Here is a 21027-nt window from a genome sequence, read left to right on the forward strand (position 1 = left end):
CGCCATGCAATCGCTCGCAATCGCGCGTGCTGAGGTCAAGCGCGCGCTCACCGACAGGAAGGTTCGGCTCGCCACACTGGTGATCGCGCTCGTGCCGCTTCTGTACGGCGCGTTGTACCTCTGGGCGTTCTGGGACCCATACGACAGGCTCGACTCGCTGCCCGTCGCGCTCGTGAACCTCGATCGGCCGGCCCGCGCCGACGACCGCGTGATCAGCGCCGGCAACGACCTCGTGCGTGAGCTTCTCAAGCGCAAGACCTTCGATTGGCACGTCGTGTCTGCCGAAGAAGCGCACGAGGGGCTCGCCGACGGCCGGTACTACCTGTCGCTCACGATCCCGGGGGACTTCAGCGAGCGCCTCGCCTCGGTGGAGGGAAGCGAGTCGTCTCCCGCTACGCTCACCGTGCAGGCACACGAGTCGGCGAACCTGCTCGCCGCCCAGATCGGCGACCGCGTGTTCCAGGAGGTCCGGGCCTCAGCGAGCGCCAGCGCTTCGCGTTCGTACCTCGAGCAGATCTTCGTCGCCTTCTCTGACGTGAAAGACGGGCTCGACGACGCTGCCTCCGGCGCTCGCCGGCTCTCTGACGGCCTGGTCGAGGCGACAGACGGGGCGCGGAAGCTCGCCTCTGGAGCGGACTCGGCGCGAAAAGGCGCCGAGCGTCTGCACGGCGGCCTTGCGGCGCTTGCGGACGGCACCGACAAGCTCGCCCGCGGCGCGGGCGAGCTTTCCCAGGCGCTCGCGCAGCTCGAAGCAGGAGCGCGCCAGGTCGACGCGGGCGCACAGGCGCTTCGCGACGGGACGGCCGCGCTCTCGGCCGGCGTCGAGCAGGCCACCGGGCAGCTCGCCCCTGCCATCGACGGTGCGAAGCAGGTCTCCCAGGGCGCGGCCGGGACGGTCGCGCTGCTGCAGGCGTACGCCGAGACCCATCCTGACGCGGCATCCGACCCGGCCTTCGCGCAGGCGCTCGGCACCGCCAAGGCCACCTCTGCCGGAGCGGCATCGCTCGCCGAGGGCCTCGGTCAGGCAGCCACGCAGATCCCTGCGCTTGCAGCCGGCGCGCACGACCTCGCGTCAGGCGCGTCAGACCTCGCTGCCGGAACGAGCGCGCTGGCCGCTGGCATGGACAAGGCCGCGTCTGCCGCCGCTGCGCTGGACGCAGGCGCAGTCAAGCTTGCCGGCGGGAGCGGCGCCGCCGCATCAGGCGCGCGCGACCTCACAGCAGGGCTATCGCGCCTGAGCGCGGGCACGCACTCCCTCGCATCCGGGCTGACGCCTGCGGTGGACGGCTCGGCCGAGCTGGCCGACCGCCTCGCAGACGGCGCGTCAGAGATGCCCGCCTACGACGAGCGGTCGCGCGAAGAGAAGGCGACGCTCATGGCCGATCCCGTCCGCCTCGAGACGGAGCGGATCGACCCGGTGCCGAACTACGGCACGGGGTTCTCGCCGTACTTCATCCCGCTTGCGCTCTGGGTCGGCGCGCTCATGGCGTTCTTCGTGGCGCACCCGCTCCCTGCACGCGCCATCGAGGAGCGGCGCAATCCGCTGGTTGCCGCGCTCGCGGGCTTCTGGCCTGCCGCGCTCATGGGCGTCGCGCAGACCACGGTCATGCTGGCCGTGCTCAGGGGCGCGCTCGGGCTGCATCCTCGCCACGTGGTCGCGCTGTACGCCTTCGCGGTGCTGTCGTCGCTCACGTTCCTCGCGATCATCCAGTGGTTGAGCGCGGCGTTCGGACCGGTGGGCAAGTTCGCGTCCATCGTGCTGCTGATGCTCCAGCTCACCTCGTCGGCAGGCACCTTCCCGCTTGAGGTAGTGCCGCCGTTCTTCCAGGCCATCAACCCGTACCTGCCGATGACGTACGTGGTCGCCGGCCTGCGGCAGGCGATCTCCGACGCAGACGCGAGCGCCCTCGCCGCCAACGCGCGCATGCTCGGGGTGTTCCTCGTGCTCGGCCTGCTCCTCACGGCGATCACCGCGTGGCGAGCACGGAGCTGGGACGCCGAGCGGCTGCATCCGGCGCTCGAGCTCTAGGAAGAAGGAGTGCGGGTGCGTGCGGTCGCGCGCACCCGCGCCGCGATTGTCGAGTAGAATCGAGACGCGATCACGAGAGGAGCAACCGTGCGAGCAGGGTCGCCAAGCACGCGGGAGCGGATGTTCCGCGCCGCACTCGAGCTCATCGCCGAGAAAGGCGTGAGCGCGACCACGGTCGACGAGATCGTGGAACGGGCGGGCGTGGCCAAGGGCACCGTCTACTACCACTTCCCCTCCGGCAAGTCCGAGCTCGTCGAAGCGATGATCGAGTCGCAGCTCACCCCGCTCGCCGAGGACTTCCGTGCAATCGCGAAGGGCGGAGGCTCCCCGAGCTCCCGGATCGCCGCCCTCGTGCGCGCGGAGCTCGGATGGATCCGCGACAACCGCGAGTTCGCGAAGATCCTGGTGACGGAGCTGTGGCGTGAGGAGCGCGTGTGGCGCGACTCGCTCGTGATGCTCCGCAGGTCCATCCTCGGTTGCCTGCGAGACGCCGTCGCCGACGGCATCTCGAACGGCGCGTTCCGGGACGACCTCGACCCGGACTTCACCGCGTCTGCCCTGTTCGGGATGACCGTCACGGTGGCGCTGGACTGGCTCGTGTTCTACCCCGAGCGACCGCTCGAGTTCGTGGCCTCGCAGATCGACTCGCTCGCCTCAGCGGCCGTGCGGCCGTAGGCGGGCAAGCGCAGCGTCAGGCCAGGCGCGCGATCCACTCCCGGTACTCGGCGAGCAGCGCCATCAGCTCGGCGTGGCTCCGCGCGTGGTTCACGAGCTCGCGGAAACGCGCGGCGCCCGGCATCTCGCGCACGTACCACGCCACGTGCTTGCGCATCCGCGTGAAGGCGCGCTCGCCTGCGAACGCCACGAGCGCTTCAGCGTGCTCGGCCGCCAGGTCGATGCGTTCGAGCCAACCAGGACCGCAGACGCGCTCGCCGCGCTCGATGAGCGCCCGCGCTTGCGAGAAGATCCACGGGTTGCCTTGCGCGCCGCGGGCGATCATGACGGCATCGACGCCGGTGCGGTCGAGCATCTCGAGCGCGTCGTCTGCCGTGAACACGTCGCCAGACCCTATCACAGGGACGCCGACCGCTTGCTTCACCGCGGCGATGACATCCCAATCGGCGCGCCCGGAGTAGAACTGCTCGCGCGTCCGCCCGTGCACCGCGAGCGCGGCCGCGCCCGCCTCTTCGAGCGCCTGCGCGAACTCGACCGCGTTGGCTTCGCTCTCCGACCACCCCTTCCGGAACTTGGCGGTGACCGGGACCGGCACCGCCGTGCTCACCGCCTTGACGATGGCGGCGGCGCGATGGACATCGCGCATGAGCGCGCACCCCTCGCCTTTGCGGACGACCTTCCCGACCGGACAGCCCATGTTGATGTCGATGAATGCGATCGCCTCGCCGTACCGCTCGACGAGCCGTGCGGCCTGCTCGGCCATCATCTCCGGCTCAGACCCGAAGAGCTGCACAGCCACCGGCGTCTCATCGGGCGCGAAGGACAAGAGCGCCCGCGCAGCGGCTGCCTGCGGGTTGTAGTGCAGCCCCTTGGCGCTCACCATCTCGGTGTAGGTGAGGCCAGCTCCCATGCGCTTGCAGATCGCGCGGAAGGGCGCCTCGGTCACGCCGGCCATCGGACCGAGCACGACGAGCGCTTCGCGGAGGACGGGGACGAGGTCGCGTCGAGGTCGCATGGGGCAATGATAGCCCCTCATCCCTTGACGACGCCGAGCGGGGTGAGCCGGACGAGCGGCCTGACGAGATCGCGCTGCCAGGCCATCACGGACTCTATGTCCTTGTACGCCTGCGGCGCCTCCTCGGCGACGTCGTGCTGGCGGCCCTTGGCGAGGTGCACGCCGCGACGCTCGAGGTCGCGCAGCACCTCGTCGCGCTTCAGGCGACGCATCGCCTCCCGCCTGCCGAGCGCGCGCCCTGCACCGTGGCTGCACGACTCGAAGGAGTCCGGGTTCGCGAGACCTTCCGCGATGTAGCTCGCCGTCCCCATCGAGCCCGGGACGACCACCGTCCCGCGCGCGTGCACGGCACCCTTCCGGTGCACGATCACGTCGCGTCCGAAGTGCGTCTCCGTCGACGCGTAGTTGTGGTGCACATCCACGTCCGGCGCGAACGAGACGCTGCCGAAGCGACGTCGCAGGACGTCTCGCACCGATTCTGCGATGAGGCGCCGGTTCTCCTTGGCGAACCGCAGGCACCACCCCATCGCCGCTAGATACTCGCTGCCGACCGCGCTTCGCACGTCGAGGTGCGCGAGACCCCACTGCGGCGGCACAGGCGAGCCTTCCCGGCGATTCAGATCGCGCGCGATTGCATCGTAGTGCTCGGCCACCTGCTTGCCGACGTTGCGCGACCCGCAGTGGATCATCACCCACACGAACCCGTCGGCGTCCTGTTGCAGCTCGATGAAGTGGTTGCCGCCGCCCAGCGTCCCGGCCTGCCGCTCGGCCCTCGCCTTCTCAGCGCGCAGCACGGGCGAGTCGGGCACCTCGTCGAACACGTCGGTGCGGTGCGCTTGGCTCTCGTGGTGCCAATCGAAACCCTGGGGAACGTCGCGCATGATGGCGTGGAGCACGTCGTCGAGCACTGGCTCCACGTCGTCGCGCTGCAGGTCCGTCTTGAACGCGCGCACCCCGCAGCCGATGTCCAGGCCCACCGCGTGCGGCACCACCTGCCCGGCGGCCGCGAACACGCCGCCGATCGGCATGCCGAAGCCCACGTGCGCGTCAGGCATGAGCGCCACGTGGTGGTGCGCGAACGGCAGGTTCGCGATGTTGCGCGCCTGCGCAAGCGTGTCGGGATCGTCGATCTCGCCCCACACGTAGATGGGGACGCGTTCGGTCGTGATGGTGCGCACCGTGCACCTCCTGGTCGGACCGCGGGTAAGTATCTACCCACAGGCGTGCGACTGGGAGGACGCATGAAGCGAGCGACGCTGGACAGGATGACGGTCGTGGTCGGCGACATCACGGAGCTCGACGTCGACGCCATCGTCAACGCCGCCAACAGCACCCTTCTCGGGGGCGGCGGCGTCGATGGGGCTATACACCGCGCCGCCGGCCCGGGGCTTCTGGAGGAGTGCCGCCTGATCGGCGGGTGCCCGACGGGCGAGGCGCGCATCACCGGCGGCCACCGCCTGAAAGCACGCTACGTCATCCACACCGTCGGACCGGTGTGGCGCGGCGGCACGCACGGCGAACGCGAGCTCCTCGAAGCGTGCTACCGCAACTCCCTTGCACTCGCGGCGAGCCGCGGCACCGAGACCGTCGCGTTCCCTGCCATCTCGACCGGAGCGTACGGGTACCCGAAGGCAGCAGCCTGCGACGCGGCGGTCGAGGCCGTGAGCGAGTGGCTGGACGAGCATGAGCTCCCTCGCCACGTCATCTTCTGCTGCTACGACGACGAGGACGCCCACCTCTACCGCGAGCGGCTGGAACGGGAAGAAGAGAGTGCCCGAGAAGAACGGAGGAGGACATGAAGCGCAACGAATCCACTGCTGACCGGATCGTCAGGCTCGTGCTTGCCGTGGCATTCGCCTTTGGCGGCTACAGCACGACGGGCGCGCTCTCGATCGTCCTGTACGTGCTCGCAATCGTCATGGCGGTCACCGCAGCCACGGGGTTCTGCCTGCTCTATAAGGTCTTCGGCATCGACACCTGCAAGATGGCGAAAGGCTGCGAGAAGTAGCGAGCGGCTCGGCCTCCCCTGGCACGGCCCGTGCTGACGCGGTAGAGTGCACACTGCACGATTTCCGCCTCGCCGGCACGGGGCGCCGACAAAGCTCAGGAGGCACCAGCCATGGCGCACGTCCGCTCGCTGTTCTTCAACGGTCCGCTGTCCGAGATCGAAGATAAGGCATTCAAAGCCGCTTCCCTCGGGCGGCCGTCCGACATCATCTGGAACATCACGAACCGCTGCAACCTGCTCTGCGAGCACTGCTACATGGCGGCCGACGGCCACCGCAGGCCGAACGAGCTGTCTGACGACGAGGCCATCGCGCTCGTCAAGCAGATGGGCGAGGTCGGCGTGCCGATGCTCTTCCTGTCAGGCGGCGAGCCGATGGTGCGGCCGAACTTCTGGGACATCCTCGAAGAAGCGCACCGGCAGGGCATCCGGCCGACGATCTCCACGAACTGCACGCTCATCGACCGCGACGCGGCCCGCCGGCTCAAAGAGAACGGCGTGCGCTGGATCGCGACCTCGCTGTACGGCCCGGACGAGTTCCACGATGCCATGGTGCGCGTGCCGGGCACGCGCAGACGCGTCATCGAAGCCATCAGGATCCTGCGCGAAGAAGGCGTGGGGGTCGTCTTGAAGACGGCGCTTTCCAAGGACACCTGGCCCTACATCTACGACCTCATCCAGACCGCGAAGGACCTGGACTGCGGCCTCATCTACATCTGCGACCTCATCACCAGCGGCCGGTCCGAAGGCGAGGAGGACGCGCGCGTGAGCGACGACCAGTGGCGCGAGCTCGCCGACTGGATCATCGAAGACGTGCTCGATCCGGACCAGAAGCTCGAGTACGACATCGGGGCGCTGCCTTCCATCATCCCGTACATGGCCGAACGCCTGCTCGAGCGCGGCGTCGACGTCACGAAGGGCCTCGAGCGCCTGAAGACGATGAGCGCCTGCCCGGTCGGCAAGGGCCACATGAACATCAACTCTGAAGGCGGCATCATGCCGTGCCAGTTCGCCCAGGACTGGGTGGTCGGCAACGTCCGCGAGATGTCGCTTACTGAGGCCGTTCAGGCCCTCTACCGGCTCGACCTCACCGAATCGAAAGGGGCGTGCTCGCCGGAGGAATGCGAGTACACGCGCATCTGCCGCGGCTGCCGCACGAAGGCGTGGCAGCAGTTCGGCGATCCGTTCGCCGAGGACACGACCTGCATCCTGCGGCGCGACAAGGAGCGCACGCTTTCCTCGCACGACGTCATGCGCGAGCCGCGTCCGAGCCCCGCAGCCCCGTGCATGGCTCCGGGCGGTTGCGGCTAGCGACTCAGCGCGTGGCTCCTGGCGGTTGCGGCCAGTGACTCAGCCCGTGGCCCCAGACCGCTGCGACTCCCGTCTCAGCCGGTGTAGCGCTTCCCCACCGAGTACGCGTCGGCGACCTTCTCCCCGAGCCGCCGGTACTCCCGCACGGTCGGGACGTAGACGAGCGGGTCGATGCGGTCCGCAAGCGGCTTGGCGCCGGTCTCGTCCAAGACGTCCGCGTCGACGTGCGTCTCCACGATCTCGCCGATGACGATGACGTGATCGCCGTGCTCGAGCATGCGCATCACCGTGCACTCCAGGTTGTGCGGGCACTCGGCGATGATGGGGGCGCTCACCACCGAGCCCGGGAGCGGCGTGAGCCCGGCCTCCTTGAGCTTGTCGGGGACCGTCCGGCCGCTCACGATGCCGGCGAAGTCGAGCTCGGCGGCCATGTCGGCGCGCGGCGTGTTCACCGTGAACTCGCCGGAGCGCTCGATGAGCTCGAAGGTCCGCCGCGTGGGTCTGACGGACAGCATCACGCTCGGCGGCTTGGAGCCAGCTATGGCGATCCAGGCGACCGCCATGACGTCGACCTCGCCGTCCGCCGCGCTTGCCACGAACACGGCCGGCATCGGGTAGAGCAGCTCGCGCGGGCCGAGACGCTTTTTCACCGAAGGCTCCCTTCTCCTGGCGTCAGACACACGGTGTATGCTGACGCCGCAGGACCTGTCGCCTGGAGGCGTGGTGCAGAAGGATAGCAGGTTGCTCACACGCATGCGCGGCCGGGCCGCCGCAGCGGCCGCGCTGCTCGTCGTCGCGCTCGCGCTCGCGGGATGCGAGCCGCAGGCGGTCTGGTCGCCCGAACCGAGCGGAGGCTCAGCGGCCGCGACGCCGCCTGCCGCTGCGGTTGCGACCGCAAGCGACGAGCCGTCCCTTCCCGCGTACACAGGGGACGGCGGCGATGCCGGGATCGCTGCCGTAGAAGCGACCGAGGCGGTCGTCGTTCGCGTCGTCGACGGCGACACTGCCGTGTTCCGGCTCGCAGACGGGCGCCAGGAGAAGGTGCGCTTCATCGGGGTCGACACGCCTGAATCGACGATCGAGCACGAGCCGTACGGCGCCGAAGCGTCGGCATACACGAAGCGGCTCCTTCCGCGGGGGCGCCGCGTGTGGCTCGAGACCGACGCCGGCCTGCGCGACCGCTACGGCCGTCTCCTCGCCTACGTCTGGCTTGCGCTGCCGACCGGCGACCCGGCCCGCGAAGCGCGCAGCAAGATGCTGAACGCGCGGCTCGCGCTGGACGGGTACGCCACGCAGATGACCGTCCCGCCGAACGTGCGCTACGCCCACGTGTTCGCCGCGTGCGTCGAAGAAGCGCGTTCGGCAGGACGCGGCCTGTGGGGGATCGAGCCGCGATGACCGCCCCGGACGCCGCCTCTGCGCGCGCGGCGAGAGCAGCCGGGCTTCTCGGAGCCGACCTCGTCGCGTGGATCCTCGATTCCGACGAGCCGGCGGCGCGTTTCGTCGCGAGGACCCGCATCCTCCATGAGCCGGAAGATTCCCCTGATGCCGCAGCCGACCGGCAGGCGAGCATCGCGACGCGGATCGTGCACGAGCTTGTCGCGACGCTCCCTGGTTGGGCAACCGACGCGTTCGACCGCCGCGACTCGGTGCGCTACCTGCCCAACGCGCTTCGCGTGCTGCACGATCTTGGCGTGCGGACAGGCGATTTCCCCGGCGTGGACGCTGCTCTGGAGAGCCTTATCGCGCACCGTGACCGGCATGGCCGCCTCGTCAGTGTCCGGCCTGCAGACAGCGCCCGAGCGGTGCCTGCCCCGGCGCTGTGCGAATCGCATTCCGCGATCGAAGTCGCGCTGCGGTTCGGTCTTCGCGATGACGCGCGCGTCGAGCGCGCCCTCGAGCAGATGCTCATCGACATGCGCCGATCGGACTTCGGGCGCGCATGGTGCTGCGAGGCGCGTGCAGGACGCCTGCGGCTGTTCAGCTCGCGCGACTGCGAGATGTGCCCGCACGCCACCGTCCTTGCGCTTCGCGCGCTCGCCGCGCTTCCTGCATCCGAGCGGCCTGCGCTCGCCGAAGATGCCGCACGCTCGCTCCTGGCAGCGTGGCGTCGGCGCGCCGAGGCGCGTCCCAGCGGCTTCGGACACGGCTACCAGTTCGTGACCGTCCGCTGGCCGCACCTGTGGTACGACGCGCTCGGCGTGATCGAGGCCGTCGCGCCGTTCTCGGACGTCTGGTCGGCTCGAGCCGGCGACCCTGCGAGCCGCCAGGCCGTGGTCGAGCTCGCCGCCGCGCTGATCGACGCGAACACCGACAGCAGCGGCCGCGTCGTGCCCGTGCGCGTCACGCCGGGTTTCCGCGACCTGTCGATCGGCAGGAAGGGCGAGCCCTCCCCGCTCGCAAGCGCCCTCGTGCGAGCGGCTCTCGAACCCCTCATGGAGCTCGCGGACGAGATCGCCGCCGCCGAGGTCGTCGAGTCGAAGGCGCCCGCGCGCGAGTCTGCGTCCGAGCGCGACCGATTCGCGTGTGCCGTGCTCGCACATCGCCCCGCGTACCCCTCGGCCTCCGTCATCGCTCGGCAGCTCCAGCGGCAGCACATCGGCACGCCGTGGATCCAGGCGACCCCCGAGACGCTCGTGGCAGACACCGTGGCGATTCCCGTCCTCGAACCGCGGGGGCCGTACATCGCTGCCACCGACCGTCTCGGCATCCGAGCACTGGACCAGACCGTGGAGGCGCTGTACGACCGCCGCTCGCTCGTGTTGTTCCGCTGCATGCGCGGCGTCCTGCACGTCGTCAGGAGCGATGCGCTCCCCGTGGTCGCTGCGGCGACCGGGCGTGCGGTCCGCCACCACTCGGCGCGCTTCTTAGGATCGCGCGGCGTGAGCGCCCGCCACTACGAAATCGTCGCGGGTCAGGTGCTCGACGCGCTCGCAGAAGGGTCGCTCAGCGTGCGCGCGATCCGCGAACGGCTGCGCCCGCACGTCGACCTGTCGGCCGTGCTCGCGCATATGTGCAACGAGGGGCTCGCGTTGCGCGACCTGCCCGAGGACGGTCCGTTCGGGCATCGGACCCGGTACGTGCGCTTCGACCACGCGCTTCCTGGCGTGCGCCTGGACGCGCTCGACGAAGACGCGGCCGCCCGAGACCTGGTGCGGGCGTACGTCCGAGCGTACGCGCCCGTCACCGAGGCCGACGTCGCGTGGTGGACCGGCCTCGGGCCTCGACGCGCGGCCCAAGCGCTGCACGACCTCGGCGACGAGCTCGTTCTCGTCAGCGTCGAGGGCTTCGACCAGCCCGCGTTCGTCCACCTCGCCGACGCCGACGAGCTCGAATCGGCAGCCATCGCCGCACGCCCCGCTGTCGCGCTTCTCCCGGCAGGCGACGCCCTCCTCGCCTCGCGCAGGCAGCGATCGCTCTTCGTACCGGACGCCGTGCGTCGCTTCGTGTTCGACGCACGCGGACGCTCGGCTCCTGCGATCCTCGTCGACGGCACCGTGCGCGGAGTCTGGGACCTCGCGGTTGACGGCGCCCTGCTTCTGCACGCTGCTTCTGCGCTCAGCAAAGCGGAGCGCCGCGCGGTGGAAGCGCGCGCCGAAGCGCTCACGCTGGCGTTCGGTGCGAATGGCGCCCCGAGCTGGACGTCGGACGCTCCTGAGGTCCGCGACGCTCCCCTCCACGTGCTTGCGCACCCGCTTTCCACGTGAACGCTCGCATGCCCGCAGAAACGATGCAGCACCCGGGAGGGGCCGGGTGCTGCGCATCGCACGGCAGGTTCTCAGGCGGTGCCGCGCGCAAGCCGTGTGCAGGCGCGGGGTGGGGGGAGGGGAGGGACGCCCGCACACGTCGCGTTCGAAGAACGCTTCACTGCGTAGTATCGGACGGAGCAAGCATGAATTCCATTCACTCTTTGTGTGCTTTATCGTAAGATGCACTTACGATGCTGAACGTCAACCGCCTCCGCCTCTTGCGCGAAGTCGCGGCCCGCGGCACCATCGCCGCGGCGGCCGACGCGCTGTTCCTGACGCCGTCCGCGGTCTCGCAGCAGCTCGCGCTGCTGGAGCGCGAAGCGAAGGTGCCGCTCCTCGAGCGGGTCGGCCGGCGGGTGCAGCTCACGCCCGCGGGTCGAGCGCTCGTCGAGGACGCCGAGCGCATCTTCGCGGAGATCGAGCGCGCAGAAGCGCACCTCGACGCCTACGCGCACGGGCTTCTCGGTCCCTTGCGGACCTGCGCCTTCCCCACCGCTGCGCGTGCGGTGCTGGTGCCAGCGCTGGCGAAGCTCAAGGCCGAACACCCCGACCTCGCCGTGTCCATGGTGGACCTCGAGCCCGAGCAAAGCCTGCCGATGCTCAAGGCAGGTGAGCTCGACGTCGTCGTGACCTACAGCTTCGACCGGCTGCCAGAGCGCCTCGATCCTGCCACCGAGCGCTTCTTGCTCTTCAGCGAGCCGATCTCGATCGCGCTGCCAGCGGACCACCCGCGCACCGCAGGCGACTTGCGCGTGGCCGACCTCTCGCAGGAGCAGTGGATCGTCGGCCACGACGGCTCGTCGTTCCTGGAGGTCGTCGTCCGCATCTGCAACGACGCAGGCTTCGACCCCCGAGTCGACCTCCACAGCAACGACTACCAGGTCATCCTCGCCGCAGTCCAAGCGGGTCTCGGCGTCGCGATCGTGGTTCCCACCGCGCTGTTCGCGGACTACCCTGGCGTCGTCGTCCGCGAGCCGGTCGACGTGCCGATGCGCCGCCACGTGCACGCCGTCGTCCGGAACGGCAGCGCCGAGCGCCCTGCGATCTCGGCCGCCCTCGAAGCGCTTCGCAGCGCGGCGGCCAACCTTGCGTGCGATCTCACGCGTTCTGGGACGGCGTGAAGCTCGCAGCCCTCCCTCCGGGGCCTTTCGGCAGCTCGACCGTGAAGGTGGAGCCGGCGCCGGGACTGCTCTCGACCACGATCGTGCCGCCCAGCGCCTCGGCGATGCGCTTGCAGATGGCAAGGCCGAGCCCGGTACCTTCCGGTTTCTCCCCGCGCGAGCCAGGCACCTGCACGAACGCGTCGAAGATGCGCGGCAACGCGGCCTCGGGGATGCCGATGCCGGTGTCCTCGACGACGATGCGGACGCGGTCGCCTGCGTCCTCGACGCGGACGATGACGCTGCCGTGGTTCGTGAACTTTATGGCGTTCGAGACGAGGTTCCGCAGCACCTGCCCCACCAGACGCCCATCGGTCGTCGCCTCCAGGCGCTCGGGCGCCTCCACGCGCAGCTCGAGCCCTTTCGCTGACGCGAACTGCATGAGCATCTCGGCCGTCGACCGCGCAAGCGACGCCACGTCTGTGGGCACGGCCTCGATGATCGCCTCGCTCGACTCCAGCCGCTGGGCCTCCAGAAGCTCTTCCACGAGATCCAGGAGCTGTCGACCGGCCTCCTGGATCATCGCGACCTGTTTGGACTGCTCCTCAGTGAGCGGTCCTGCAAGCCCGCTTGCGAGCACGTCAGAGAACCCGATCACGGCGTTGAGCGGCGTCTTGAGCTCGTGGCTGACGTTCGCCAGCAGACACTCTTTGGCCCGTGCCGCTTCGCGCAGCTCCTCGTTGGCCTTCAGCAGCTCGCCGGTCCGCGCGTCAACGGCGCTTTCGAGCGCCTCGGCGTAGCGCACCTGCGCGTCGAACAGCTCCTGGCGCGCCGTCTCGCGCTCCGTCACGTCTTCAACCAGCACGAGCGTGCCTGGGGAAGCCGACCCTTCCCGACCCGTCGGCGGGACAGGCGTCGAGGAGACGGAGACCACCAGGTGCCGGCTTCCCACATCGATCGCGCAGAGCACTGCGTTCAGTACCGCTCCTGTGCCCAGCGAGACGAGGTCGAGCGCATGCGCCTGTCCGGGCCGCATCGGTGCGCACCGCATCTCCGCCTCGAATCCGAATGTCCCGTCATCGAGCTGCCGCAGCGCGAGCAGGTCCTGGGCGGTCTGGTTGGCGAAGGTGATCCTGCCGTCGCGATCCACGATCATGGCGCCCACCGGCGAGATCCGCATGACCGTGCTGAGAAACGCGTGCTCTCGTTCCAGGCTCTCCTCCGCCTGCGTGCGGCGGAACGCCTCGACTGCGACCTGCGCCTCGTGCAGCGCGTACGCGATGAGCGGGAATACCAGGATCTCGATGTAGTCCTCGTACGGATCGAGCGCGGCCGTGATGCGGGCGTGCTCCAAGACGTTCGAGACGGCCGTGAACGCGTAGACGCCGAGCGCTGCGAGCACAAGGCCGCGGATGACGCGGGCCGCGCGCACGTCGACGTCTGGGACGGGCATGCGCGAAGCGGCGGCGAACGCCGCGAAGAACCCCAAGAACGCCACGACGTCGCACGCGACGATGACGGGCTCTGCGCTCACTCCCGCCACGCCCCCGGAGATCGCCACGCGACGATCATGATAGCCGCAGCGATGAGACCCGCGGCCGCGTACATCGCGTGCTCGAGGGTGTTGAAGACGTCGTACAGCACGAAGCCCTCCGCGATGGTCGCGGTCAGCGCCACGAGCAGGCAGCACACGAACGCGACGATCAGCCCGCGGGCCGGGGAGGACAACCCCCGAAGACCCGAGATGATGATGGGCGCCAAGAACAGCGCGACCACGAGGTCGACGACTTCGCTCGGCTGAGCCACGCTACGTCCCCTCCGACGGCGACCGCATCACTCCGTATTGTCGGCTTCCGCGGGCTCGAAGGAAAGTGAAAGCGAGTTCATGCAGTACCTGAGGCCGGTCGGCCTGGGTCCGTCGGTGAACAGGTGCCCCAGGTGGGACCCGCACCGGGCGCACAGCACCTCGGTGCGCGTCATCCCGTGGCTCGTGTCCTTGCGAAGGCGCACCGCGTCTGGCGAGAGCGTTTCGAAGAAGCTCGGCCAGCCAGAACCGGAGTGGTACTTCGCCTGCGAGGAGAAGAGCGGGTTGCCGCAGGCGCGGCACCGGTAGGTTCCCTCGGCGTCGAGATCCACGTACTCGCCAGAGAAGGGCGGCTCGGTGCCGGCCTCCCTGAGCACACGGTACTCCTCGGGCGAAAGGAGCTTCCGCCACTCGTCTTCGGTGCGCTCGACGATCTCGTCGCGATCCTGGTTGCGCCGGCTTGGGCGCCACGATGACATGTCCATACGGGCTACATACCCACTTCGGGGTCACGCGCCGAGGTCGTCTGCCAACTGCTCCAAGAACAGCCCGACGTCGGTCACCACGCCGATGGTCTGGAAGCTTCCGCGGTCGGAGAGCTTGGTGACGACGGCGGGGTTGATGTCGACGCAGATCGTCGTCGTGCTCGCCGGAAGCATGTTGCCCGTAGCGATGGAGTGCAGCATCGTCGAGAGCATGATGCACGCGCCGGCCTTCTGGCAGTGCGCGCGCATCGCCCGCTGCGCCTCGACCGTGTCGGTGATGACGTCGGGAAGCGGCCCGTCGTCGCGGATGGACCCCGCGAGCACGAACGGCGTTCCTGTGGTGACGAGCGTGTGCATGAGGCCGCTTCTGAGCACGCCCGCTTCCACCGCCTGGCGGATGCCGCCAAGCGCCCGGATCGTGTTGATGGCCCGAAGGTGATGGTCGTGGCCGCCCACGGCAGGAACGCCGTCTTTCAGCGAGACACCGAGCGAGGTGCCGAAGAGCGCGGCCTCGATGTCGTGCACCGCCACCGCGTTGCCCCCGAACAGCACCGTGACGTGTCCCGAACGGACGAGCCGCGCCAGGTGCTCCACCGCACCGGTGTGCACGACGGCCGGCCCGACGACGGCGATCACGTCCCTCCCCTGCGCACGCACCTCGTCGAGCAGCCGTGCGATCTCGGCGATGACCTGCGCTTTCGGTTTCTCGGACGACACCGCCGAGTTCATGAACTCGAAGACCTGCCCTGAGCGCGGCCGCTCGAGCGGCCGGACGCGGATGCCGTCGTGGCCGACGACGATGAGGTCGCCTTCCCGGACGTCAGAAAGCGCGACCGTCTCGGCGTGGGGCAGGCCCGGATCGACCTTGATGCCCATGTCCATCTCGGGATGCTCGACGCGGATCCAGCGTCCGCCCACGCGCACCGCGGTCTCCAAGTTCGTGGTGGCGTAGAAACCGTCGGGGAAGACGCCGTCGTTCGGCGCCGGAGCCAACGCCGCGTCTGTCGGGTGGAGCGGCTCGACGCCGAACGGCTGCACCGCCGTGATGATCTCGTCGAGCTCAGCTTGGCTTGCCGCCGAGATCCGGAGCTCCGCGCGCGATACGTCCTCGTTGGTGCGTCCGACCTCGAACGACAGGGTCTCGAACTCCCCGCCCAGCGCGACGATGGCGTCCATGATCTGCGACATGATCCCGGAGTCGATGAGGTGGCCCTCGACGTGCACGTCTTCATACGGTCTGTGCGGCATCTCGCGTCCTCCCTATGCAGTGAGCGGGTACCATCATGCAGGAAGGCGACGTCTCCTGGCTAGCGCACGAACCTTCGTCACCCGAAGCGCGTCTCAAAGTGCGGGAGGTCGGCGGCGCCTACGAGCGAGCCGCCTTCTCGGACATCGCCGTCGGACAGACGCTCGACGTGTGGACGACGGGCCAAGTCGCCGAATCGTACCCGTTGCAGGCGTGGGCCACCGCGGTCGTCATCCGCACCGCGAAGTGAGCGCCTGCCGTGTGACGGCGGTCACCGCCGGCTGAAGCCCCGCCCGGCGCGTGCCGATAGAGTATGCTGTGTCCCTGAGCGAAGCGAGGAGACGCAGCATGAATCGGAGAACCCTCGCGGCCTGTGTCGCCGTGGCATTCGCAGCAACCCTGGTTGCGCCCGCGCCAGCATCCGCGCTTTCGCGCAGCGACGTCATGGCCCGCGCGCGCCGGTGGGTCGGTCTCGCGATCCCCTACAGCCAGACCTTCTACCGTGACGACAACGGAGCGACCGCCACCGCTTCGACGGGCTGGCGGTGCGACTGCTCCGGCTTCGTGTCGATGACCTGGCTCACCTCGCATCCGGGCATGTCGACGCGCACGCTGCACCTGATCTCGACGGCCGTGCCTCGCGAGCTGCTCCAGCCCGGCGATGCCCTCGTGAGCTACGACAACCACGCCGTGCTCTTCGGGGGGTGGGCGAACGCCGAGCGCACGCTGTACTACGCGTACGAGATGAGCTCCTCAGCGTCCCGCAACTCCACGCCGACGCCTGATGGAACCGTCGTCCGCGTGACCCCGTACCCGTACTGGAGCTGGCCGGCCGACCAGCCGTACGTGCCGTACCGCCGCAACGGCGTCACCGGCAGCATCGACTACGAGCCGTACATCCAGCGCGTGGAGGGCGCCAACCGGTACGACACGGCCGTTGCTGCGTCGAAAGCTGCGTTCCCGGCCGGCGCGCGCGTCGTCGTCGTCGCAAGCGGCGAGACCTGGCCTGACGCGCTCAGCGCATCGGCGCTCGCAGGGGCGCTCGAAGGGCCGGTGCTGCTGTCAGCGAGCACCCGGCTGCCGGCGTCTGTCGCCGGCGAGATCGAGCGGCTCGGCGCGCGCAGCGTCGTCGTCGTGGGCGGCCCGTCCGCTGTCGCGACGAGCGTCGTCGAGGCCCTCAACGCCGTTCCAGGCGTCACGTCCGTCCGCCGCATCGCGGGACGCGACCGGTACGCGACCGCGCAGGCCGTCGCCGCCGAGACCGTGCGCCTGGCAGGAGCTCCGGCTGCGGCGTTCCTGTGCACCGGCGAGGACTTCCCCGACGCGCTCTCGGCCTCTCCCCTCGCGTATGCGAGCCGGTGGCCGATTGTGCTGACCCGGCCGGACGCGCTGTCCGAAGAGGCGTCGGCGACGCTCGTCACGGCACGCCCGCAGCGCGTGTACGTCCTCGGCGGCGAGGCCGTCGTCGCCACGCAGACGGCCGCCGCGGCCGCCGAGGCGCTCGATCTGGCCGTCCCGGTCACGCGCGTGGCAGGCCCCGACCGCTACGACACCGCGCTTCGCGTGGCGGCGCTCGGAGTGCAGCGGTGCGGGCTTTCGTACGCGGCTCCCGCGATCGCCACCGGCCAGACATTCCCGGACGCGCTCGCCGGCGGCGCGATGGCCGGGGCGCGCAACGGCGTGCTCCTGCTCACGCCGACGAACCGGATGTATCCCAAGCTGTGGACACTGCTCGCGAAGACCAGCGCTGAGATCGGCACGCCGCTCACGCTCGGCGGCGACGCAGCGCTCACGCCGACCGTGCGCACCGCGATCGCACTCGCGCTCGAGCCCGTGCGCCCGCCGCAGTAGCCGCTCGGCTAGCCTTCTGCGAGCGCCGCCTTGTACGCCGCGATGCGCTCGCGGTACTCCGGCATCCCCGTTCCGAGGATCTGCGTGGCGAGGATCGCGGCGTTGCGGGCGCCGTCGATGGCCACGCAGGCGACCGGAACGCCGGTGGGCATCTGCACCATCGACAAAAGCGAGTCGATCCCGCCGAGGTCGCTCGTCTTCATCGGCACAGTGATGACGGGAAGCGGCGTGTGCGCGGCGATGACCCCGCCGAGGTGCGCGGACTTGCCGGCCGCAGCGATGATGACGCGAAGCCCGCGCTCGACGGCCGATGAAGCCCACGCGCGGACCTTCTCCGGCTGCCGGTGCGCCGAAGCGACGACGACCTCGTGCGGCACGCCGAACTCCGCGAGCTGCGCCGCGCACGCCTCCATCACCGCCATGTCCGACTGCGAGCCCATGACGATCCCGACAAGCGGCGTTTCGCTCATGATCATCTCCCTCCCGCCAGGTGCTCCTCGAAGTACGCGTCCGCCTCCGCGCGCTTCTGCGCGATCGTCTTGCTCAGCTGCTCGATCTTCTCGCTTGCCTGCGTAAGCCGCTCGGCGAGCGCCGCGCCCTCCTCGGTGTCAGCGGTCTTGGAGGCGATGCGCTCATAGAACGCCTTGGTGGCGTCGATGAGGTCGAGCGCCTGCTCGTCGGCCTGCGCGAGCAGGTCGGTGATGGCGACCTGCATCGTCGCGTACCGCTTCACCTCGTCGCTCACGCGAAGCGAGGAGATGGAAGCGAACTCCGCGCGCATCGCGCTCACGACCTTCTGGCGCTGCTCGATCTTCGCGCGCACCTCGTCGAGCTTCGCGAGCGCAGGCGTGACGCCTTCTGGCGTGAAGTCGACCGACGACGCCTCGTCGAGAAGCCTCGTGACCTCGCTGTCGATCGCTGCGTACTCGCTTGCCTTCGCGTTCGCGCGGGCGATCGCCTCGTTCGCCGCGCGCGTCTGATCGACGCAGCCGGAGGCCGCCACGATCAGCGTCACGAGCGCGACTACGAGTGTGACGAGCTTTCTCACCGCTTCCCTTCCGTACGATCCCCTTGCAGCGCTCATGGCGCCGGCGTGCCGAGCGTCTCGTCCGTGCCGCCCGCCGGGCACGCTGGCGCGCCGTCGCCGAACAGCAGCTGGCGCTCGTCTGGCGCGAGCGCGGCCCGCGCGCGGTCGCGCAGGCTGTTCAGATTCGCGAACATCGTGCGCATCATCGCCACCGTGAAATAGCGGCCCTTCGGCGTAAGCGTCAGCACCTCGTCGTCGTCGCGCTCGAACGCGCCGACCGCCCGGAAGAACGCCATCTCGAGCGGCAGACCGCGCTCCACGCTCACCCCGAAGTCGCGCGCGAACGCGCGCTTGTCGAGCGCAAGCCCGAACAGCTCCATCAAGAACCGGTACCGCATGCGGTCCTTGAGGGTCGCGCGCCGGCAGCCGAGCGACACCGCCTGATGCCCGGCGCTGATCGCCTCGTCGTAGTCGCGAAGCGAGAAGGTGTTCACGTAGATGCGACCGTCGAGGTACGAGAACGCGCCCGAGCCGATGCCCACGTAGTCCTCGTAATCGACGATGTACTCGTCGATCATCCCGCCGCCCGTCCGCGAGAACGTCCACGCCGTTGCGTGCTCGAAGGTGTCGGAAAGCGCCTCGGACAAAAGCGCGTAGTAGCGCGCCTCGCGCGAGTAGTCGACCATGCCGACCGTCCGGCGCAGCGCCACCTCCACGGAACGCGACGCCATGAGCGGGTAGAAGGTCGTCTGGTTGCAGCCGCTCTCTTTCAGCATCTCGACGTCGCTCAGCAGGTGCGCTTCTGTCTGGCTCGGGAAGTTGAAGATCATGTCGACGTTGAGCGAGTGGAAGTACCCCTCGATCGACTGCAACCGCGCCAGGATCTCCTCGCCCGAACCGTACTTGTCGTAGCGCTCCATCTGCTTCAGCAGCCCGTCGTCGAAGGACTGGACGCCGACGCTGAAGCGCTGGACCCGCTCGCGCAGCGGCTCGAGCTTCTCCGGGACGAGGTGGTTCGGGTTCGTCTCCGTGGAGACCTCGCGAATCGAGAACAGCTCGCGCGCGAGGTCGATCGTCTGGGTGAGCTCGTCGATGAGGATGGTGGGCGTCCCGCCGCCCACGTACAGCGCGGCGAAGTCGTACCCGAGGTCCGCCACCATGCGCATCTCGTCACGCAGGTTGCGGAAGTACCGGCGAGCGCGGTCTTCCTCGAACGGGAAGCGATTGAACGAGCAGTACGGGCACAGCCGCTCGCAGAACGGCACGTGCGCGTAGAGCAGGTACGTCAGCCCGGGGCGCGGCTCAGGGAGCGACGGCACCGGCGTGGGCCGAGCGGCGAAGTACGCCCCTTGCGCGTACTCGACTGCGCGCGTGAGCAGCCTCTCAGCGAGCACGTCACGCCTCCGCAAGCGCGCGTGCGCCGATGTCGGTGCGGTACTGCATGCCCTCGAACGAGATCTTCGCGACCGCCTCGTAGGCGCGCTCGCGCGCCTCGGCGAGCGTCGGAGCCACGGCCGTCACGTCGAGCACCCGGCCGCCGTCGGTGTAGATGGTGCCGTTGTCCCCGCGCTTCGTGCCTGCGTGGTACACGGTGACGCCCGGGACCGTTTGGGCCGCGTCGATTCCCGATATCGGCTTGCCCTTCTCGTACGAGCCCGGGTAGCCGCCGCTCGCGAGCACCACCGTGAGCGCCGCTTCGTCGCGCCACTCGATCGGGACGTCGGCAAGCGTCCCTGAGGCGACCGCGAGCATGACGTCAAGCAGGTCGGTCTTCAGCCGCGGCAGGACCACCTGCGCTTCGGGGTCGCCGAACCGCACGTTGAACTCGAGCACCTTGGGGCCGTCGTCGGTGAGCATGAATCCGCCGTACAGCACCCCCTGGTACACGATGCCCTGCTCGCGGAGCGCCGCCACGGTGCGCTCGAGGATGGAGGTCATCTCGGCAAGCGTGGCGTCATCGACGGTCGGCACCGGGGAGTACGCTCCCATGCCACCGGTGTTCGGCCCCTCGTCGTTGTCGCGCACGCGCTTGTGGTCCTGCGCGGGCACCATCGGCACCACCGTCGTGCCGTCCGTGAACGCGAGCAAGGAGCACTCCTGGCCTTCGAGCAGGTCTTCGAGGACCACGACCTCTCCAGCATCGCCGAACGCTCCCGAGAAGCACTCCTCGATGGCGTGCATCGCCGTCTCGAGGTCGCGCGCGACGGTCACGCCCTTGCCGGCGGCGAGCCCGTCGGCCTTCACGACGATCGGCGCGCCGTGCTCCGCGAGGTACGCGCCCGCGTCCTCGCGGTTCTCGAACATCTCGGCCGGCGCGGTGGGGATCCCGTGCTCGAGCATCAGCCGCTTGGCGAACCACTTCGAGCCTTCCAGCTCGGCCGCTGACGCCTTCGGCCCGAAGCACGGGACGCCGGATGCGGCCAGCAGGTTCGCGAGCCCGCTGACGAGCGGGGCCTCTGGTCCGACGACCACGAGATCGACGCCGCCGATGCGGTTCACGACCTCGAGCACGTTGCCGGGGTCTTCGAGGTCGACCGGCACGTTCATCGCGATCTCGGCCGTGCCGCCGTTTCCTGGGGCGCAGAAGAGCTCAGGGGCGTGACGCGATTCGGCAAGCGCTCTGACGATCGCATGTTCGCGACCGCCTCCGCCAACGACGAGGACGCGCATGGGGACCTCCTTGGAAGACCACGGCTCGCACGGCACCGTGCGCCGCGCGGTACGGGTATC

The 21027-nt window shown here is 69.5% G+C and carries 21 protein-coding genes; 10 read left to right on the plus strand and 11 right to left on the minus strand.

What is annotated here, in order from left to right:
- Positions 1 to 4: 4 nt before the first annotated feature.
- Both MX659_RS00360 and MX659_RS00365 read left to right on the plus strand, forming a co-directional pair.
- The gene (locus tag MX659_RS00360; RefSeq protein WP_267191506.1) at positions 5 to 2029 is read left to right on the plus strand and encodes a YhgE/Pip domain-containing protein; all 2025 of its coding nucleotides are present in this window, start codon (positions 5 to 7) and stop codon (positions 2027 to 2029) included.
- 87 nt (positions 2030 to 2116) lie between these two features.
- Entirely contained in the window at positions 2117 to 2704 is a 588-nt protein-coding gene (locus MX659_RS00365) for a TetR/AcrR family transcriptional regulator (protein WP_267191507.1), read from the plus strand.
- Positions 2705 to 2720: 16 nt separating this feature from the next.
- On the opposite strand, the gene dusB is transcribed toward MX659_RS00365, so the two are convergent.
- A complete protein-coding gene (gene dusB / locus MX659_RS00370; protein ID WP_267191508.1) occupies positions 2721 to 3719 on the minus strand; it encodes a tRNA dihydrouridine synthase DusB in 999 nt (332 codons plus the stop codon).
- A 17-nt stretch (positions 3720 to 3736) separates the two neighbouring features.
- Positions 3737 to 4897 (minus strand): RtcB family protein, encoded by a 1161-nt coding sequence (locus MX659_RS00375; RefSeq protein ID WP_267191509.1) that lies wholly within the window; start codon positions 4895 to 4897, stop codon positions 3737 to 3739.
- 63 nt (positions 4898 to 4960) lie between these two features.
- Here MX659_RS00375 and MX659_RS00380 point away from each other — a divergent pair, with 63 nt between their 5' ends.
- The 3 genes from MX659_RS00380 (at position 4961) to MX659_RS00390 (ending at position 7035) form a co-directional block, all read left to right on the plus strand.
- Positions 4961 to 5518 carry an O-acetyl-ADP-ribose deacetylase gene (locus MX659_RS00380; protein ID WP_267191510.1) on the plus strand — a complete coding sequence of 186 codons (558 nt, stop codon included), beginning with the start codon at positions 4961 to 4963 and terminating at the stop codon, positions 5516 to 5518.
- Positions 5515 to 5727, plus strand: a complete 213-nt coding sequence (locus MX659_RS00385; protein ID WP_267191511.1) for a YgaP family membrane protein — start codon at positions 5515 to 5517, stop codon at positions 5725 to 5727. The genes MX659_RS00380 and MX659_RS00385 overlap by 4 nt, the downstream gene beginning before the upstream one ends.
- 111 nt (positions 5728 to 5838) lie before the next feature.
- A complete protein-coding gene (locus MX659_RS00390) occupies positions 5839 to 7035 on the plus strand; it encodes a radical SAM/SPASM domain-containing protein (protein ID WP_267191512.1) in 1197 nt (398 codons plus the stop codon).
- A gap of 74 nt (positions 7036 to 7109) precedes the next feature.
- Here MX659_RS00390 and MX659_RS00395 read toward each other — a convergent pair whose 3' ends face one another.
- The gene (locus MX659_RS00395; RefSeq protein ID WP_267191513.1) at positions 7110 to 7685 is read right to left on the minus strand and encodes a flavin reductase family protein; all 576 of its coding nucleotides are present in this window, start codon (positions 7683 to 7685) and stop codon (positions 7110 to 7112) included.
- 91 nt (positions 7686 to 7776) lie between these two features.
- Between MX659_RS00395 and MX659_RS00400 the strand changes: the two genes are divergently transcribed.
- The 3 genes from MX659_RS00400 to MX659_RS00410 all read left to right on the plus strand — a co-directional run bounded on the left by MX659_RS00400 (position 7777) and on the right by MX659_RS00410 (position 11905).
- Positions 7777 to 8433, plus strand: a complete 657-nt coding sequence (locus MX659_RS00400) for a thermonuclease family protein (RefSeq protein ID WP_267191514.1) — start codon at positions 7777 to 7779, stop codon at positions 8431 to 8433.
- Positions 8430 to 10742 (plus strand): winged helix DNA-binding domain-containing protein, encoded by a 2313-nt coding sequence (locus tag MX659_RS00405; RefSeq protein ID WP_267191515.1) that lies wholly within the window; start codon positions 8430 to 8432, stop codon positions 10740 to 10742. Before MX659_RS00400 ends, MX659_RS00405 begins: the two co-directional genes overlap by 4 nt.
- A gap of 233 nt (positions 10743 to 10975) precedes the next feature.
- Positions 10976 to 11905, plus strand: coding sequence for a LysR substrate-binding domain-containing protein (locus MX659_RS00410; RefSeq protein ID WP_267191516.1), 930 nt, complete (start codon positions 10976 to 10978; stop codon positions 11903 to 11905).
- Here the strand turns inward: MX659_RS00410 and MX659_RS00415 are convergent.
- From MX659_RS00415 to MX659_RS00430, 4 genes are read right to left on the minus strand one after another with little or no spacing between them, the layout of a single operon-like run.
- A complete protein-coding gene (locus tag MX659_RS00415) occupies positions 11883 to 13445 on the minus strand; it encodes a PAS domain-containing sensor histidine kinase (protein ID WP_267191517.1) in 1563 nt (520 codons plus the stop codon). The genes MX659_RS00410 and MX659_RS00415 overlap by 23 nt on opposite strands.
- The gene (locus MX659_RS00420) at positions 13415 to 13690 is read right to left on the minus strand and encodes a hypothetical protein (RefSeq protein WP_267191518.1); all 276 of its coding nucleotides are present in this window, start codon (positions 13688 to 13690) and stop codon (positions 13415 to 13417) included. Before MX659_RS00420 ends, MX659_RS00415 begins: the two co-directional genes overlap by 31 nt.
- A 27-nt stretch (positions 13691 to 13717) precedes the next feature.
- Positions 13718 to 14167 carry a peptide-methionine (R)-S-oxide reductase MsrB gene (gene msrB, locus MX659_RS00425; RefSeq protein WP_407674459.1) on the minus strand — a complete coding sequence of 150 codons (450 nt, stop codon included), beginning with the start codon at positions 14165 to 14167 and terminating at the stop codon, positions 13718 to 13720.
- Between the two features lie 30 nt (positions 14168 to 14197).
- Positions 14198 to 15421 (minus strand): ornithine cyclodeaminase, nickel-pincer nucleotide-dependent, encoded by a 1224-nt coding sequence (locus tag MX659_RS00430; protein ID WP_267191520.1) that lies wholly within the window; start codon positions 15419 to 15421, stop codon positions 14198 to 14200.
- Between the two features lie 35 nt (positions 15422 to 15456).
- Here MX659_RS00430 and MX659_RS00435 point away from each other — a divergent pair, with 35 nt between their 5' ends.
- Positions 15457 to 15669 (plus strand): DUF3221 domain-containing protein, encoded by a 213-nt coding sequence (locus MX659_RS00435; RefSeq protein WP_267191521.1) that lies wholly within the window; start codon positions 15457 to 15459, stop codon positions 15667 to 15669.
- Between the two features lie 98 nt (positions 15670 to 15767).
- Entirely contained in the window at positions 15768 to 17270 is a 1503-nt protein-coding gene (locus tag MX659_RS00440) for a cell wall-binding repeat-containing protein (RefSeq protein ID WP_267191522.1), read from the plus strand.
- An 8-nt stretch (positions 17271 to 17278) separates the two neighbouring features.
- Here MX659_RS00440 and purE read toward each other — a convergent pair whose 3' ends face one another.
- The 4 genes from purE to purD are packed head-to-tail and all read right to left on the minus strand — an operon-like array spanning position 17279 to position 20967.
- Positions 17279 to 17740: a 5-(carboxyamino)imidazole ribonucleotide mutase gene (purE, locus tag MX659_RS00445; RefSeq protein ID WP_267191523.1), complete on the minus strand. Its 462-nt coding sequence runs from the start codon at positions 17738 to 17740 to the stop codon at positions 17279 to 17281.
- A 2-nt stretch (positions 17741 to 17742) separates the two neighbouring features.
- On the minus strand, positions 17743 to 18318 hold the full coding sequence (locus MX659_RS00450) for a hypothetical protein (RefSeq protein WP_267191524.1): 576 nt from the start codon (positions 18316 to 18318) through the stop codon (positions 17743 to 17745).
- Positions 18319 to 18350: 32 nt separating this feature from the next.
- Positions 18351 to 19691, minus strand: a complete 1341-nt coding sequence (locus tag MX659_RS00455; RefSeq protein ID WP_267191525.1) for a coproporphyrinogen III oxidase family protein — start codon at positions 19689 to 19691, stop codon at positions 18351 to 18353.
- A gap of 1 nt (position 19692) precedes the next feature.
- Positions 19693 to 20967, minus strand: coding sequence for a phosphoribosylamine--glycine ligase (purD, locus tag MX659_RS00460; protein WP_267191526.1), 1275 nt, complete (start codon positions 20965 to 20967; stop codon positions 19693 to 19695).
- Positions 20968 to 21027: the final 60 nt, after the last annotated feature.

The sequence above is a fragment of the Parvivirga hydrogeniphila genome, assembly GCF_023371205.1.
Lineage (GTDB): Bacteria > Actinomycetota > Coriobacteriia > Anaerosomatales > Anaerosomataceae > Parvivirga > Parvivirga hydrogeniphila.